The 15,781-nt window shown below is 45.0% G+C and carries 15 protein-coding genes; 9 read left to right on the top strand and 6 right to left on the bottom strand.

Features of this window, described 5'->3' with window-relative positions:
- Positions 1-492 precede the first annotated feature (492 nt).
- Together KDM92_RS14960 and KDM92_RS14955 are read left to right on the top strand one after the other, a co-directional pair.
- A complete protein-coding gene (locus KDM92_RS14960; RefSeq protein ID WP_212685244.1) occupies positions 493-1,059 on the top strand; it encodes a TMEM165/GDT1 family protein in 567 nt (188 codons plus the stop codon).
- A gap of 109 nt (positions 1,060-1,168) precedes the next feature.
- Positions 1,169-1,984 carry a hypothetical protein gene (locus tag KDM92_RS14955; protein ID WP_212685243.1) on the top strand — a complete coding sequence of 272 codons (816 nt, stop codon included), beginning with the start codon at positions 1,169-1,171 and terminating at the stop codon, positions 1,982-1,984.
- A gap of 4 nt (positions 1,985-1,988) precedes the next feature.
- On the opposite strand, the gene KDM92_RS14950 is transcribed toward KDM92_RS14955, so the two are convergent.
- The 5 genes from KDM92_RS14950 to KDM92_RS14930 form a co-directional block, all read right to left on the bottom strand.
- On the bottom strand, positions 1,989-3,521 hold the full coding sequence (locus KDM92_RS14950; protein WP_212685242.1) for an HDOD domain-containing protein: 1,533 nt from the start codon (positions 3,519-3,521) through the stop codon (positions 1,989-1,991).
- Between the two features lie 18 nt (positions 3,522-3,539).
- Positions 3,540-5,168: a tetratricopeptide repeat-containing response regulator gene (locus KDM92_RS14945; RefSeq protein WP_212685241.1), complete on the bottom strand. Its 1,629-nt coding sequence runs from the start codon at positions 5,166-5,168 to the stop codon at positions 3,540-3,542.
- A 200-nt stretch (positions 5,169-5,368) separates the two neighbouring features.
- Positions 5,369-5,566 carry a DUF2905 domain-containing protein gene (locus KDM92_RS14940; RefSeq protein WP_189347002.1) on the bottom strand — a complete coding sequence of 66 codons (198 nt, stop codon included), beginning with the start codon at positions 5,564-5,566 and terminating at the stop codon, positions 5,369-5,371.
- A 75-nt stretch (positions 5,567-5,641) separates the two neighbouring features.
- Positions 5,642-6,184 carry a hypothetical protein gene (locus KDM92_RS14935; protein WP_212685240.1) on the bottom strand — a complete coding sequence of 181 codons (543 nt, stop codon included), beginning with the start codon at positions 6,182-6,184 and terminating at the stop codon, positions 5,642-5,644.
- A gap of 55 nt (positions 6,185-6,239) precedes the next feature.
- Positions 6,240-7,457: a class I SAM-dependent methyltransferase gene (locus KDM92_RS14930; protein WP_212685239.1), complete on the bottom strand. Its 1,218-nt coding sequence runs from the start codon at positions 7,455-7,457 to the stop codon at positions 6,240-6,242.
- Between the two features lie 149 nt (positions 7,458-7,606).
- Here KDM92_RS14930 and KDM92_RS14925 point away from each other — a divergent pair, with 149 nt between their 5' ends.
- From KDM92_RS14925 to KDM92_RS14895, 7 genes are all read left to right on the top strand, one after another.
- The gene (locus KDM92_RS14925; protein ID WP_438947477.1) at positions 7,607-8,413 is read left to right on the top strand and encodes an SDR family oxidoreductase; all 807 of its coding nucleotides are present in this window, start codon (positions 7,607-7,609) and stop codon (positions 8,411-8,413) included.
- Between the two features lie 94 nt (positions 8,414-8,507).
- Positions 8,508-8,906 (top strand): dihydroneopterin aldolase, encoded by a 399-nt coding sequence (locus tag KDM92_RS14920; protein ID WP_186892291.1) that lies wholly within the window; start codon positions 8,508-8,510, stop codon positions 8,904-8,906.
- An 8-nt stretch (positions 8,907-8,914) separates the two neighbouring features.
- On the top strand, positions 8,915-9,862 hold the full coding sequence (gene ttcA / locus KDM92_RS14915; protein ID WP_212685238.1) for a tRNA 2-thiocytidine(32) synthetase TtcA: 948 nt from the start codon (positions 8,915-8,917) through the stop codon (positions 9,860-9,862).
- A gap of 561 nt (positions 9,863-10,423) precedes the next feature.
- Positions 10,424-11,119, top strand: coding sequence for a YIP1 family protein (locus KDM92_RS14910; RefSeq protein ID WP_212685237.1), 696 nt, complete (start codon positions 10,424-10,426; stop codon positions 11,117-11,119).
- 11 nt (positions 11,120-11,130) lie between these two features.
- On the top strand, positions 11,131-12,414 hold the full coding sequence (locus KDM92_RS14905) for an efflux RND transporter periplasmic adaptor subunit (protein ID WP_212685236.1): 1,284 nt from the start codon (positions 11,131-11,133) through the stop codon (positions 12,412-12,414).
- A complete protein-coding gene (locus KDM92_RS14900) occupies positions 12,411-13,151 on the top strand; it encodes an ABC transporter ATP-binding protein (protein ID WP_212685235.1) in 741 nt (246 codons plus the stop codon). The genes KDM92_RS14905 and KDM92_RS14900 overlap by 4 nt, the downstream gene beginning before the upstream one ends.
- Positions 13,152-13,153: 2 nt before the next feature.
- Positions 13,154-14,377, top strand: a complete 1,224-nt coding sequence (locus tag KDM92_RS14895) for an ABC transporter permease (RefSeq protein ID WP_189347008.1) — start codon at positions 13,154-13,156, stop codon at positions 14,375-14,377.
- Between the two features lie 119 nt (positions 14,378-14,496).
- Here the strand turns inward: KDM92_RS14895 and KDM92_RS14890 are convergent, their stop codons facing one another.
- A complete protein-coding gene (locus tag KDM92_RS14890; RefSeq protein WP_212685234.1) occupies positions 14,497-15,774 on the bottom strand; it encodes a dicarboxylate/amino acid:cation symporter in 1,278 nt (425 codons plus the stop codon).
- Positions 15,775-15,781 lie beyond the last annotated feature (7 nt).

Genomic DNA, 15,781 nt, shown 5'->3' with positions numbered 1-15,781 from the left:
TCCCGAACAGGACCGTGAAACGACTTTGCGCCGATGATAGTGCTGCAACCAGTGTGAAAGTAGGTCATCGTCAGGCTCTTATCCCAGAATGCCCCTGATTCCAACGAATCAGGGGCTTTTGCTTTTTAACTTCTTACTCTTTGCTTTTACTCCTACTCTGCAGCATTCCTTCGGTCTTCCCTCTTTTCTTGCTATATCAATTCTCTTTTGTACTCTTTTTTACCTACTCGGCTTCTGTCTTCTCTTTTTTCGACAAGTTCATTATTTTGAGTAAGTTCTTTAATTTTTCGACTTCTTCATTTCATTCGAAATTTCGACTTCAATCAAAGTAAGGCAAGCAAAGTACGGTGGCTTGAGCAAGGTATAATGCCAAGTAGAACTTCTACATCTAGCCTAGTCATCATGAGATAAAGATGAACTCGTTAGGCCATCACAGATCACGTGCGTATTTTTTCGAACTTTTACTCCTCAACTGAATTCTTTTTTTACCATATGGAAGCTTTTCTTGTTTCAACACTGGCGGTTAGTATTGGTGAAATTGGTGACAAAACACAGTTACTGGCACTTTTGTTGGCGGCGCGATATCGGAAACCGATTCCGATTATTTTAGGGATTCTGATCGCAACTTTGGCGAATCACACGCTTGCTGGTTTGGTTGGTCAGTGGGTTGTTAGTCACATCTCGGCAGATATTCTTCGTTGGGCTTTAGGACTTTCGTTTATTGCAATCGCCATTTGGACTTTGAAGCCTGACGATATTGAAGACGAAGGATTGAGGGAGGGGCGCTTTGGGGTTTTTATGCTTACTTTTATTAGTTTCTTTTTTGCAGAAATTGGTGATAAAACTCAGTTAGCCACGGTTGCTTTGGCTGCTAAGTACACTGAGTTAAGTTTAGTAATCGCGGGCACAACTTTAGGAATGCTGATTGCGGATGTGCCAGCCGTCTTTTTGGGGAAAGTTGCATCACCTAATTTCCCTTTCCATATTGTGCGCTGGTTAGCCGCCACAGTGTTCGCTGTCTTGGGGATATTTGTCTTGCTCAATCTGGGTGGCATGTAGTCAGTAATTGAACATGATCACGATTAAATTTTACGCATTTTTTATCGATTGCCTTTATGCGTAGGTAATTTGTTGTCGGCTGTATTAAATTGAATTGAAGAAAGAATGTATGAGTACTTATGTTTTGCCAAAAGGGACAGTAGTGAAGCTAGGAACACTGTCGAATAACCTTTATTCATTCTTGAATAATGGCGTACCTGCAGTACTGCCGCGTATCGGCTTGGAAAGCCAACAAAATTTACCGGACTTTACCCAGCAGCAGGGAATTTACGTTGGTGAGTTAATGGCGTATTTTGCTGCTGCAGCGCTGTTCTGTCAGACTACTGCCCAGCTATATACGGAACATAAAGAAACGATGGATCAATTTGTTCAACTGTTGCAAACTAAACGCAGCAGCAAACCAAATATTCATGGTTTGGAAGATTTGTCAGTGCAGATTGGTTTGCCTATCGTGTTAGAAATTGTTTTGGACGAAGATTGTAAAGTATTGGCGGATACGCATTTTGAGCCAAGTGATAAAACAGAGAAATGTTGGACGCACTGGCGCAGCGTAGTGTTGAATCGAGCTGAAGGTATTCCTGCGAACTGGATAAAAAAGTTTTACTTTCCACGCTTGCTTGATTATCGTGATTTAGAGGGGACGAGAAGTCCACGTGTACTAGAGCAAACGATTGACACCTCGCTGATGGTCGGCGGCATGATGCAAGTGTGGCATAAAGATGCGCCAGCGGATTTGTTAATGGCATTTAAAAAGCAATATGGGATCATTAATTTTTCCCAGAGCATGGTCTTTGATGCGAATTCGTTGGAGCGTTTCTTTAACCTCAACAGCATGATCGATCCGGCAGGTCGATTATTAAATCAACTCACCATTTGGCAAGACCTTGATGCTTTAGCACAAAAGCAGGGAATCCCATTGCAATAGACAATCATCGTCTCATGATCGCACTCATTAACTGACTTTTTAAAGTCTTAATGAGTGCGGTTTCATCAGGTGGCACACCTTCAATGGCAGGTAAGCTGCGATCTGCATAAAATAAACCTAGTGGTTTATTATCGATAATGAGCGGCAAAATAATAAAGCTGCGCGTATCGGGCAATAAACTTTTGTACCAGTTTGGGAGCATTGCTTGAATCTTAGGATTTAACGTCTCAGCAATCATTAGGTCGACGTTGTTGTGCATGGCGACATGAAAGATGGAGTCTTCATTGTCGACTGAAAACTGGAAGGCTCCCTGACGTTCTATATATTTTTCCCCGACAGAAATTCTGGCGGTATATTTCCCTAACTGCAAATCGCGTAAGCAAACAGTTGCGAATCGAAATCCCATTGCACCATAAAGCGTTTCTAGTACCAGAAGCACCAAGTCATTGAGCTTGATTTGTTTCGACGCTAACATCTGCGTTACATCTTGCACCCCAGCCAATAATAAATCTCTGGCGTTACATGGCTTTCCACTTGGATGCCGGCTGACGGTTTGCATTTGTTGGGTGTCGAAAGCAGGTAGCATGAATTCGCTACAGAAATCACTCTCTTGAGAAATAGTAGATGTTGATTCGGTAGTTAAATTGGCGAGTGGAACTTCTAAAGTAATCGCTAATTGGCGTGCCTCTTTATCGACATTGTTGAAAATTTCTTCGAGCTGATTACTGTTGATGTCGAGCGCTCGACCATAGCGTTTAACGATTTGTGAACAGCGTTGTTCTATCGGTATTTGACTTTCATCATTCTGTACTAGCGTACTCGCTAGCTCTTCACTGAAGCTGGCGACTTGTTTTATCCACTCCGTGTCTTGCGCGGTTTTCTTTACTTCTCCGTGCAGCGGTTGTAATGCAAAGATGATGCTCTCGGGTATTTTCCAATCGTGCAGCACGCTTTGGCCAAAACGCTCAAAGCTACAACCCAGCAACTGAATGCAGGCTTCATTGATTTGACCAGGGTCGTCAAATCCTATACTTTGAATTTTTTCATACAGAGGATGATCAAAAGCAGCAACCAGAATGCGTCCCATGTTTTTAAACAATGCCGCAACGGCGGCCTCTTCACTTTTTGGATGGCGATTTCTTCTTGCGATTTCTCGTGCAGTTACGCTAGCGCAAAGCGCTTGAACGAGTTCTTTGCGTACTGATTGGGCTTGTTTGTAATCTTTGAAACCATCAACCAGCAAGGTTGCCATCGCATTGGCTTTAATGGTGTCGAAGCCCAATAAGAAAATCGCTCGGGAAATAGTGGTGACCGATACGCCACCGGCAGTACGATAGGCAATCGTGTTGGATACGTGCAGTATTTTTTGTGTTAGCGCAACATCGGAAAGAATGAAGTGGGCTAGTTCCGAAACCGAATCCTCCCCGGATGAAGTAATTTGAATGACTTTGCTGATCGTTACCCCAAGCGTAGGCAAATTTTTGTCGCTACGAATTTTGTCGAGTAGACGTTCACGAACATGGAGGCTAGTCGACATAGTCACAGATTTTTTAGGTTATCTTGCTCGAACAGCGTCAATTCCAAAGCGTTTTTGCAATTCGCCATACAGTGAGCGTATAGCTTTCAAACGGTTATTCATCGGGTCTAAGCGCGCAGCGGATTCGATCAATTGTTTTGCCAGATTACCGGTGGCAGGATCCCAACCTAAATTTTCAAGGCATTTGAGCGCAGCCAACGCAGCATTCAACACTACTTGCGGATTATCTGGTGATTTTCTGGCCGCGCTAGACATCAATTCTACAGAGCCACGGAAGTCACCTTCTTTCGCTTTCTGAACACCGAGCGCTACCAAGTCTTTTACCTCTTGTTGGCTCTTCTTCACGAGCTCCTGCCCAATATGGCCTTTGCCCGCACTTTCGAATACGCCCAATGCCCTCGTCACCATTTGTTGGTTGGGGGCGTTACGCATGACTTCCATGATAACTTCGGAGGCAGCGCCTTCGTTATTGTTTTCTAAGCAGCTTTTGGCGAGTCCCAGCTTGAGATCGTTCGATAGGCCTATCTCATCACGATTGGCTTGAACTGCCGCATCGAGCTCTTCTGTTAGTTTTGCCGTATCACCAGTGGAGGCGTGTACCAAAGCTGCAGAAATTGCACGGCATGCCTCGGTCTTTTTTATTCCAGACATGCTTTTTTCTAGGTCACGAATCACCGACTTTGCTTGATTGTGATCACCTTTTTTGACTAAGGCGTCGACTAGTTTTACATGGTCTTCGGGATCACGAAACTCAGAATACTTTGCTTTACTGACGACCTTTTTCAATACGGTTTCAGCCGTTTCGATGTCACCTGTTTCTAGTGCGAGTGAACCCAATTTACGAAGTCTGCGCACTGCATGGGGAGAGACTGTTACGGCGGTATCGAGCACTGACTTGGCTTCCGGTAAAGCACCGATGGCTTCATGTGTTTTTGATAGCCAATCATAGGCATCCATGTACTTATTATTTTCTAGCACCAGACTACTGAGAATATCTTCAGCCTCTTGATACCGTCCTTGCATGTAGAGGGTTTTCGCGAGGCCCAGCTTGGCCCATGCGACAGTTTTCATTTCATATAATTTGACGTAAAGCTCTTCTGCTTCGTTTGCTTCGCCCAAGATGACATGTAGCTCGGCGCGCAAGCGCATGAAGTCAACTAAATAGCGCGGTGAAGTCTGTTCACCCTCTAAACAGGCTTCTAATGCTTCACGTACAAAACCTTGCTCCATTAAATTAAACACTTCCATGAAGGCTTTGCGCTTTTCAATAGCTTTAAGCACGCGCTCAAGTAATGCGTCGGCGGTGAAGGGTTTGAGCAAATAATCGGAAGGAGCTAATTCGGCGGCACTGACAACTTTTGCGTAAGCACGCTCAGCAGTGACCATGATGAAAATTGTCGATAAAGGTGTTAGTTTGTGATGACGAACATCTTCGAGTAATTGCTGTCCATCTTGGCCTACACCTAGGTCGTATTCACACAGAATTAAGTCGAATACCTTTGATTGAATCGCGCGTATCGCGGTGCCGGCTGAAATAGCGTGATCAATTTTGCTGATGCCACATAAGTTCAGCATATTATGCAAACTGACACGCATACCGGAATGCGGCTCAATTAGCAGTGCGCGAATTTCCCCTAAATTACTCATGAGAACCTTTGATGATGTGGGAGTTGCCTGTTTTAATTGTTTTGGCAAAACATCGGATAAAACGAGCAGTCGAATTTGTACTAAGTAGATGACGACTCGCTTGTGCTAAAACTTTAACCGATTCGTTCTGAATAATGTAGCTGTATAGCAATTTTTTTCAAGGCTATTCGCACAACGTCGCTAGAATGCGACGCTATCTTTCATTTGAGAAATTTTGCAATCAAGAGCACAAACAGAGAAAGCAAGACGGTCGAGGCAAAAGGTATAGTAAAAATCTTACCGAATAGCTTGAAGCGTAGATCGCCAGGTAATCTTCCTATACCTAGCTTTTGCAGCCACGGGAGTAAATTGGCAAATAAAACCAAGCCAATAAAAATCACTAACACCCAACGGATCATGCTTTGTCCTTTGTTTTAAATAAGATAAATACCGTTTGTTGTATGGCGGCGAATCCGTCCGAAACGAACGACAAATTAAACATCGGCGCACGGCACGCCTCTAAGCGCCAACGTTTTGCAAATAGTGTCCAACCTATATTCATTATCGCTATCAGCAACAAAATAGCGACCCGATTGCAAAGCAGAATATCCAGATTCGAATGCGAAAACAGGGGTATCTTGATTTTGCACAGAACCTTCCAAGTAGTATGCAAACTCATTTTCTTTACAATTATTCGAGTATACACAAGGCATTGCGCTAAGCCACTTTGAAAATGCCGTACTAATTCTATGCAGTTTAGGGAATTGCTGCTTCAAAGGAGTCGAGAGAAAATGAACTTCTCCAACAGTCCAAAGAACCCCTCGCACAACACGAGGTAGAAAAATGATTACAACAGGCGACTTTTGGGGATTTATCGTGCTATCAATTGAATAAACTAGGGAACCAAATTCGTGGAAATGCAAATTCCACCCCCGTTCTGTCTGTACCATCGTTGGGGGAAGTGGCAATTCTTTGAACCAAGAAATTACGTCAGAGGGCCCTAAAGGGTTAGCAATAAAACGGAAAGTTGTGCTCATATTCTTAGATGTTTAAAGAGTCCTACATGACCAAATTTACTCGGCCATAGCTAATCTACAGTCGATGACTACGGTCGTGCTGCAGCAAAGGATCGGGTAGTTCTACTGCACAACCTAGTATTAATACCTTAAATAACTCACCCATTTCAGCGGGAGATAGTAGTTTTTGGACGGCATTACTAGCGGGTAGGTAGCGTTGAGAGTCCTCGACTGGAATTCTGCTCAATATCTGTGTGATGCCACAACTGAGCAAAAAGCCTGCTTGGCTGGTATAAGCCAACAGATCTAAACCGGCATTCACACCAGCGCTTGCGATTGCAGTGAAATCCACATGCGCGGTGATATCTTGCAAGCCAGGCAGATAGAAAGGATCGCTGTGCGCATGGTGTCGGTAATGGCACATTAAGGTGCCTTGGTCGCGCTGCGGTAAGTAATATTCGTGCGCAGGAAAGCCATAATCGAGCCAAATCGCCACACCACCGCGACCTGATGCGGCTTTCCCGGCTAATAACATTGCCGCCACACTACGCATGAAGCCAATTTCAATTGGATGAACTTCGCTTATGTAGCCAATTGCTAGTTCTTCTGCATTGGGAATCTGTGCAATCATCGCTGTGATTTGTGCATCGTTTTCATGCATTTCAACTAACTTCAACGTCGGGGTTGAACTAGTTGTGCTTGATTCTGTGCTAACACCCAACCGTTTCCAACCTTGCTCTGATTTACAAACTAGTTCAACCGGCATCGCATCGAGAACCTCATTTCCCAGCACCACACCTGAAAAAGTGGTCGGCATACTTGTTAGCCAGACTACTTGTGGGAAATCTTTCAAGCGTTCTTCTTGTCTAGCTCTGAGTTCGCCGGACAATTCCACGATAAAATAGCGCTTTAGCGGAATTTGAGATTGCTGACATTCGGTCAAAATATCAAATGCCAGTTTGCCGGAGCCGGCACCGAACTCCATGATTTCAGGACTTGTTTGTGAGAAAAGTTGTTGTGCCAGTTGCGCTAAGCTAGCACCAAACAATGCGCTCATTTCGGGCGCGGTCGTAAAATCACCATCCGCACCAAGTTTGGCAGAGCCGCCGCTGTAATAACCTAAGCGTGGCGTATACAGAGCCAACTCCATGTAGCGAGAGAAGGGAATGATGCCGTCGTTGCTGCTGATTTCTGTATGTATAAGCGTTTCAAGTTGTCGCGATACCCGCAGTGCATCGTCTGACGGAACAGGTAAGCTTAATTGAGGGCGAGGAGTTGGATGTAGTTTCTGCATACCAGCATTGTATTAAAAGCGAGGTAGTTCCGGTCAATAAGTGAAAACATTTTCGCTTATTGTTATATCAAACAAGATTAAAAAAACTGATATGGTGCCAGCGCGCCTGCGTCTTGTCATTGCATATCAGTGCAGACCCGAGAAATTGAATGAATATGCTTACGCAACAAGTAACATCTGGGCAAGTCGCATTGGTGACGGGGGCCGCCAAGCGTATCGGTCGTCATATTGCCTTGCGTATGGCGCAACGAGGTTGGGATATTGCGGTTCACTTTCATCATTCAGCTGACGAAGCGGCACAGGTAGTGGCAGAAATAAGGCAACTCGGACGACGTGCGATTGCAGTGCGGGCAGATTTAGGTAATGTTGAGCAGGTCAAGAAAATCATACCGCAAGTTGTGAATCAATTGGGGCGCCTTGATTGTGTAGTGAATAATGCTTCTTTGTTTGAGGCCGACAGTGCGGCTGATTTTTCGCAAGCTTGTTTGGATAAACACATGCATGCGAATCTGATGGCACCAATTATGTTGGCGCAAGATTTACATGCGTTTTTGCCAGCTGATGTTCCAGCTGGTATCGCCTCTGTCATAAATATTCTTGATCAGAAATTGTTTAATTTAAATCCTGATTATTTATCTTATACATTGTCGAAAGCAGCACTGCATACTGCGACCACCAGTCTGGCACAGGCTTTAGCACCTAAGCTGAGAGTAGTTGGGGTAGCGCCTGGATTGTCGATGCTATCGGGAGAGCAAAGCGAAACCGATTTTCAGGCTGCGCATAAAGTGACGCCATTGGGGCGTTCTAGTACGCCAGAAGATATCGCTGAAGCAGTCTGTTATGTCGCAAGTGCCAAGGCAATCACTGGTACTACCATCGTCGTGGATGGCGGACAGCATTTGATTCCTACTCAGCGTGATGTGATGTTTTTAGCGAAAGCGAATTCAGATTCTTAGATGTCATCGATTGCTTTCCTAGCGATTGCTAAATGATGATCTAGTGCTTATTTTTTGTTATTTTTAATTTGTAAGTTTTTTAAAGCGATTCTTTATGTTATCCATACTCCACCACCCACAACTCGCGGATTGTCGTCGTTTGTTTTTGCGCAATTACGAGGTATCTATCAATATCGGTGTGCATGAATTTGAAAAGAAGGGGGAGCAAAGAGTCATGATCAATGTTGATCTGTATATTCCCTTGGCATTGTCTACGCCAAAAGATGATCAGCTCGATGAGGTGGTTGACTATGATTTTATGCGTGGCACGATTGCAGCGCGTGTGGCGCAAGGTCATGTGCATTTGCAAGAAACCTTGTGTGATGATGTTGCAAAAATTATGTTGGCGCACCCGCGTGTACGTGCGGTGCGCGTGTCAACGATGAAACCAGATGTCTATCCAGATTGCGAAGGCGTTGGGGTTGAAGTGTTTCAAATTAAATCGGAAGTGTGAGTCGAATTATGCAAGTCATTTCTATGCCTACACCAAGCAATCCGGCGCAAACGGCAGCGACGCGCTCACCAGAGAAAATCGCTTACGAGAACAATAAATTACATAAACGCTTGTGCCGTTTAGTTGGGCAGGCGATCGGCGATTTCAATATGATCGAAGACGGCGACAAGGTGATGGTTTGTCTTTCTGGCGGCAAAGACAGTTACGCGCTACTTGATATTTTGATGACCTTACGCGAACGCGCGCCGATTCATTTCGATATCGTCGCCGTCAATCTCGATCAAAAGCAACCAGGTTTTCCCGAAGATGTATTGCCTGCGTATTTGGATAAATTGGGCATTCCGTATCACATCGAAAACCAAGATACCTATAGTATCGTCAAGCGTTTGGTGCCAGAAGGGAAAACCACCTGTTCTTTGTGTTCACGCTTGCGTCGCGGCATTTTGTATCGTGTAGCAGATGAATTGGGGGCGACCAAGATTGCACTCGGCCACCATCGCGATGACATTATGGAGACCTTTTTTCTGAACATGTTCTTCGGTGGAAAATTAAAAGGTATGCCTGCGAAGTTGCAATCCGATGATGGCAAACACATCGTGATTCGCCCGCTTGCTTATGTCAAAGAAAGTGATACAGAACGATATGCGGCGGTAAAACAATTCCCTATCATCCCGTGCAACTTATGTGGTTCGCAAGAGAATCTACAGCGTAAGCATGTGAAGCAATTAATGCGCGACTGGGACAAACAACATCCGGGGCGTGTTGATAATATTTTCTCTGCCTTATCGACCGTTGTTCCATCGCATTTAATGGATAAAGATTTGTTCAATTTCCGCGATTTGGCTTTGACGGGTGAGGCAATGCCAAATGGCGATATCGCTTTCGATGAAGAACCTTGTGCGACACCAACCAATACAATCAGCACCATGATGCAGTTAAATCTGGATCAAGATTAGTTTGATCGGCTAGCGCCCTATGGCGATTAGCCGACTGAAGAAAACAAACATAGTCTGATAATGCGCCTACGGGCGCATTTTTTTTGATCATCGTTAGCCTTCGCTACGCATTCAAGCAGTCATTTTGTGTTTTGGCGATAGATGTGGAGCCGAGATTCGTCACAAATGCAGGGTATTCGTCATCAATAATTCGTCGTTTGTCGCAGCATCGACCATTCTTGCGCAATGCTATTTACACTGTCTTTATCAATTAATCTACGTGTGTGGTTTACGACAAAATTAGGATCTACGCGGAACAGACCCTAGCGTCATTGCGGTCATCTTGTCGCACATTTTTACTGTCGTTGGTGACGCGCCTAGCTAGCGTAATTTTGCAGAAATCCTAAAACGAACGTAGTTTGAGAGAAAAATATGTATTTTAGATAAGTAAGGAATATGATACTGCTTCCAGTTATCTATTTTTTTCAAATAACTCGAATTTAGATGACTCACTTTTGCTGATCGATTTCGGTGCTGTACTCGATCTAAGTGAAATCATCTTTCATAAAAAAGGGAAATCTCATGTCTGCAAATGCAATGTCTGTGTTGACCAAAATCTTCATCGAACCTAAATCTGCCTTTACCTCTTTAAAAGAACATTCTCAGCCTTGGCTACCGTTGGCATTGATCATCGGTTCGACATTGGCTTTGTTTTACTGGTATTTTGCGACGGTCGATTTCTCTTGGTTGCTTGAACACACCATGAGCGCGAATCAGAATTTAAATGCCGAGCAAAAACAAGCGATGGCGAAAATGATGACCAAAGACAGTATGATGTACAGCACCTTGGGTGGTGTCCTGATCGGAACACCAATCGTATTTGCTTTATATGCGCTGTATTTCTTGTTAGCGTCAAAAATAATGGGCAGTAGTATTTCTTATGGTAAGTGGTTTGGATTTTCAGTTTGGGTGAGTGTGCCGACTTTGATTGGTGTACCTTTGATGGCATTGCAAATAGTCTCGGGCAAAGGACAGCTTGCGATGGAAAGCTTAAATATGTTGTCCTTGAATTTTCTGATAACGAATTTGCCAGTTGACCATGCATGGGCAAGCTTGATGAATAATTTGAGTTTGACGACGTTTTGGACTGCCTTTTTGTCCTTTGTTGGTTTGCGCGTTTGGACTGATCGCAGTGTCACTAGTTGCGTCATCGCAGCGGGCTTGCCTTACGCGGTGATTTATGGAATTTGGGTTACTGTCTTGATGTTTTCTAAATGATCGGTATTGAAATGAAAAAAAGTAAGCTCATAGGAATCGCTGTCGTTGCTGCGATCATTATTGTCCCAGTTGTGATCAAATTTTCGAGCAGCAAGCCCAAGTTAGAAGTGGAGATGGCGAAGGTCAGTAAAAAAGAAATTCAGCCTTCGATACTTGCCTCTGGCAATTTTGTCTTTCGTCAGCAAGTGCAATTGTCGAGTGAAGTGATTGGCAAAGTGTCTGAAGTGCTGGTGAAAGAAGGTGACAAAATCGAACAAGGCCAAGTGTTGCTAAGACTCGATCCAACCCTGATTCGTGCCGAAGTCACGCAACAACGTGCGATTGTTCGCAGTGCGCAAGTCAATATTGAGCGCGCGCAGTTAAATGTCGATCGCCAACAAGTGAACGTCGAGCGTAGTCGTCGTTTGGCCGAGGCCAAGTTTATCGATGCGAGCAAATATGAAGACGCAGTTCATCAATTGAATGTTGCTAAGGTCGACTTACACGCAGCGCGTGAAAGCATGCAGCAAGCCAGCGCTTCTTTAGATCAAGCCTTAAAGCGTTTAGATAAAACTGAGGTCAAAGCACCAATCAGCGGTACGGTCACTGCTGTGCAAATCAAAATTGGCGAGACTGCGGTGGCAAGTGCTACAGGCATGGCGGGTTCCTCTTTGATGACGATTGCTGACATCGGCAGCATTATGGCTGAGGTCAATGTAGATGAAGCTGACGTCGCCAAGGTGCAAGTCGGTCAGCAATCAAAAGTGTATCCCGCTGCATTTGATGATCAACCGGTAATTGGCACCGTAGAAGAGGTGTCAATGGCGCCTCGCGTGAATTTGGCTGGCGCATCGCAAGGCAAAACCTATGTTGTGAAATTGCGTTTGTCTGAAACAAAGACGGGAATACGCACAGGGATGACATGCCGCGTGGAGATTATTACTGGTGGTGGCAGCTTGCGACCAGTATTGCCAATTCAAGCGATTCTCACTGGTGACAGCATGAAGTTAGAGAATAAAGACGGCAAAGACAGCAAAGAAGCGAGTAAGAGTTTGGGCGTTGTTTTCACAGTTAAAGATGGCGTAGCGCGCAAGAAAGAAGTCAGAATCGGCATTGCAGATGACAATAATCAGGAAATTATTTCTGGCTTGGCAGAAGGCGATGTCGTCGTGACTGGCCCTGCTAGAGTATTACGCTCATTGCGTGATGGTGATCAAGTACAGGAATTGAAGTCGACTGATCCTAAGGCGGCATCGGCCTCCGCTTCAGCATCCGCATCAGCAGCCTCAGCCAATGGAAGTGGGACCAAGCCGTGATTACATTATCGGGTATACAAAAAAATTACCAGATGGGTGATCAAACTGTGCAAGCTTTGCGTGGTGTTGATCTTCATATTGCGCGTAATGAATTAGTTGCGTTTATTGGTGCATCGGGCTCGGGCAAATCCACTTTGATGAATATTGTTGGATGCTTGGATCGCCCAAGTGCTGGCACATATCAACTCAATGGACGTGACGTTGCCACTATGGATAGCGATGAACTTGCCTTGGTACGTAATGCAGAAATTGGCTTTATTTTTCAAAGCTTCCATCTGCTGCCGCGAGCCACTGCTTTGGATAACGTTGCGCAGCCTTTGATCTATCGTGGCGTAGGCTATAAAGAACGTAATCGGATGGCGATGGAGGCATTAGATCACGTTGGCTTAAGTTCACGCATGCACCATAAACCGAATGAGCTATCAGGTGGACAACGGCAACGTGTCGCGATTGCTCGTGCTTTGGTCGGTAAGCCATCGATACTATTAGCCGATGAGCCTACCGGTAATCTTGATTCCAGCACCAGCCTAGAAATTTTAGCCCTGATCAAAGAAGTGCATCGCGCAGGGCAAACGGTGGTGATGGTGACACACGAACCAGAGATTGCGGAGCAATGTCATCGGGTCGTGCGTTTGCATGATGGTCGTGTTTTGAGTGATGTGCGCAATGTCCATCAAGATCCACATACTCAAGTTGTTGATGACGAGCAGCAACGACATGCAGAGTTGGGAGAATAGCGATGTTTTTATTACTTGAAAGTGTACGCTCTGCGCTTAACTCGATACGCGCACATCGTATGCGCAGTTTCCTCACTTCCTTGGGGATCATCATCGGTGTTGCTTCTGTGATCACGGTAATCTCTTTGATCCAAGGCTTGTCGAAGAGCGTCACCAAGCAATTTGAAGGTTTGGGTGGCAACTCTTTAACGATCACCGCGCACAACACGATGAAGGACGCGATGCAGGGTAAATTTAATGCCTTGCGGTTCGAAGATATCGAACATCTGCGTACGCATATTGATGAGATTGCCGATGTCAGCCCCTTGTTTGTGTTGTCGGTGCCAACAGTACGGTTTGGTAGTACAGATACGCCAGCGCGTGTCATTGCAACCACGCCAACCTATCAAGATGTACAACAGCGGTTTGCCAGCATGGGACGCTTCTTAAGTGCGTCTGACGAGTCTGGTGCGCGTCGGGTTGCGGTGATTGGTCCTAAATTGATTGAGTCCTTGCACTTGCCTGATAATCCAATTGGACAGTACATTGGTTTCAACAATGAATGGTTCAAAATCATCGGCGTGATGGAAAAGCGTGGTGAGTTATTTGGTATGTCGCAAGACGATTATGTGATCATTCCATTTCGCACCGGACGTAGTTTGATTGGGAACAATCAAAGCATGCGTAACATGCAGCTGACCGTGTCATTAAAAGATATTTCGCAGTTAGAAGACGTTAAGCCACGCATCAAAACCGTGATGCGCAAGGCACATCGTTTAGATGCCGATGCACCTGATGATTTTGAGATTGCCTCATCAGATCAATTATCGAAAAGCTTGGATAACATCACGACCACGGTGACCTTGGTGATGGGCGGGATTGTTGGTATCGCTTTATTGGTAGGCGGTATCGGCATCATGAATATCATGCTGGTTTCTGTTACCGAACGCACCCGTGAAATTGGTATTTGTAAAGCGATCGGTGCACGTAGTCGCGACATCATGATGCAATTTTTGATTGAAGCGGTGACCTTATCGGTACTAGGTGGCTTGATTGGGCTAGCGCTTGGTTATGCGCTTGGCTTTGGCATTTCGAAATTGATTCCAGGCTTCCCCGATGCGGTCGTTCCGTGGTGGGCAGTGTTGTTGTCCTTCGTATTTTCAGCAGGTGTCGGCATTGTCTTTGGCGTGATGCCAGCGAGTAAGGCGGCGAAATTAGATCCGATTGACGCATTACGCTATGAGTGATTGTTGAGCTTAATTAATTTGCTTAATCCATCTGCTTATTCATCCAATCTAATTTTCAGAAGTAGTTTGAAAAGCTGTAGCTACCTGTATGTGATCTTGCATCAGGTGCTACAGCTTTTTTATTTTTGCGAAGATAAACGAGAACTAAGCCAATGTTTGCCTTCTGCTATTCGAGTCACCATCATCGATGCGATCAAATCGCCATTTGCATTGAGCAAGGTAGCAATCGGATCAACCAGTGTACCGATTACCATTGCGACTGGCAGTGCTTGTTCCATCGGGAATCCAAATGCGGTGATCGCAAATACTTCACCAATATAGCCACCGTTAGGAATGCCGCCAGCGACAATTGACACTAATACCGTAATGCCAAAGATGGCAAACAGCATTTCTGGTGCAGAGAAATCTTTGCCGAACATCGCAAATAAGACGGCTAATTTGATGATGGACGACATGCTAGAGCCATCTTTGTGCAAAGGTGCGCCGAGTGGGATCACGATGTTACGTATGTGAGCTGGCACCTGCATTTTTTCTGCCGCAAGCAAGTTTGCCGGTATGGCCGCAATACTGCTGCAAGTACCGATAGCGGTGAGGGCTGGCGTAAGATTATTTTTCCAAAAAATATTGACTCCCAGTTTGCCCGCAGCGAAGTAGGCGTACAGGCTAAAAAAGATAGCAAAATAGGCGGTGCAGCTAAGGTAGTACAAGGCCAAAGGTTGGACATAAACGCCGATGAGTTGTGGTCCAAACACCCCAACTTGATAGGCAAAATATGCACCTAAACCTAGCGGTGCAATCTTCATTATTAAGCTCAATAATTGCTTCATGACTTCATTGCCCGCATTGAGAAAATCGACAAATGCTTTGCCTTTTTCACCGGCGCGTAAAGTAGCAAAACCAACGAGTAGCGAGAATAAAATCAAGGCCAGCATATTCTTACGCGCCATCAATTCAGAAAAGTCGTTGACAGTCAGTATCTGTGCCAAATTGGTGGCCGATGTATTGGTGCTAGCTGCGATAGGATTATCGAGTGCCGCCTGCATCGCCATATTGCGTAAAGTGGCATCTTGCGCAATCGGAAAAGCCAACATGACTAACATCATGACAGCAGCCGATAGAATTACGGTAGTGAGAAATACGACTGCGACGATACCAAATAGCTGTCCTAATCGTGTACCACGTTGTAGATTCGCAATCGACGAGGCGATCGTAAAAAACACTAAGGGAATGATCGCCGTGAATAAGAGATTGAGAAAAATATCACCGACAAATTTAAAGCTTTCAACGCGATTGCCGAATACGAAACCTAGCAAGCAACCCGCTGTGATACCAGCCATCAGGTAAAGGATGTTGGCATAGTTGCGCACGATCTCGCTAGTTCGCATGGCAAATTTCATTTGTGCT

The sequence above is a fragment of the Affinundibacterium baiyunense genome, from assembly GCF_018139645.1.
Taxonomy (GTDB): Bacteria; Pseudomonadota; Gammaproteobacteria; order Burkholderiales; family Burkholderiaceae_D; genus Undibacterium; species Undibacterium baiyunense.
Note: the sequence above shows the minus strand (reverse complement) of the source record. Positions and strands in the feature narration are given on the sequence as shown.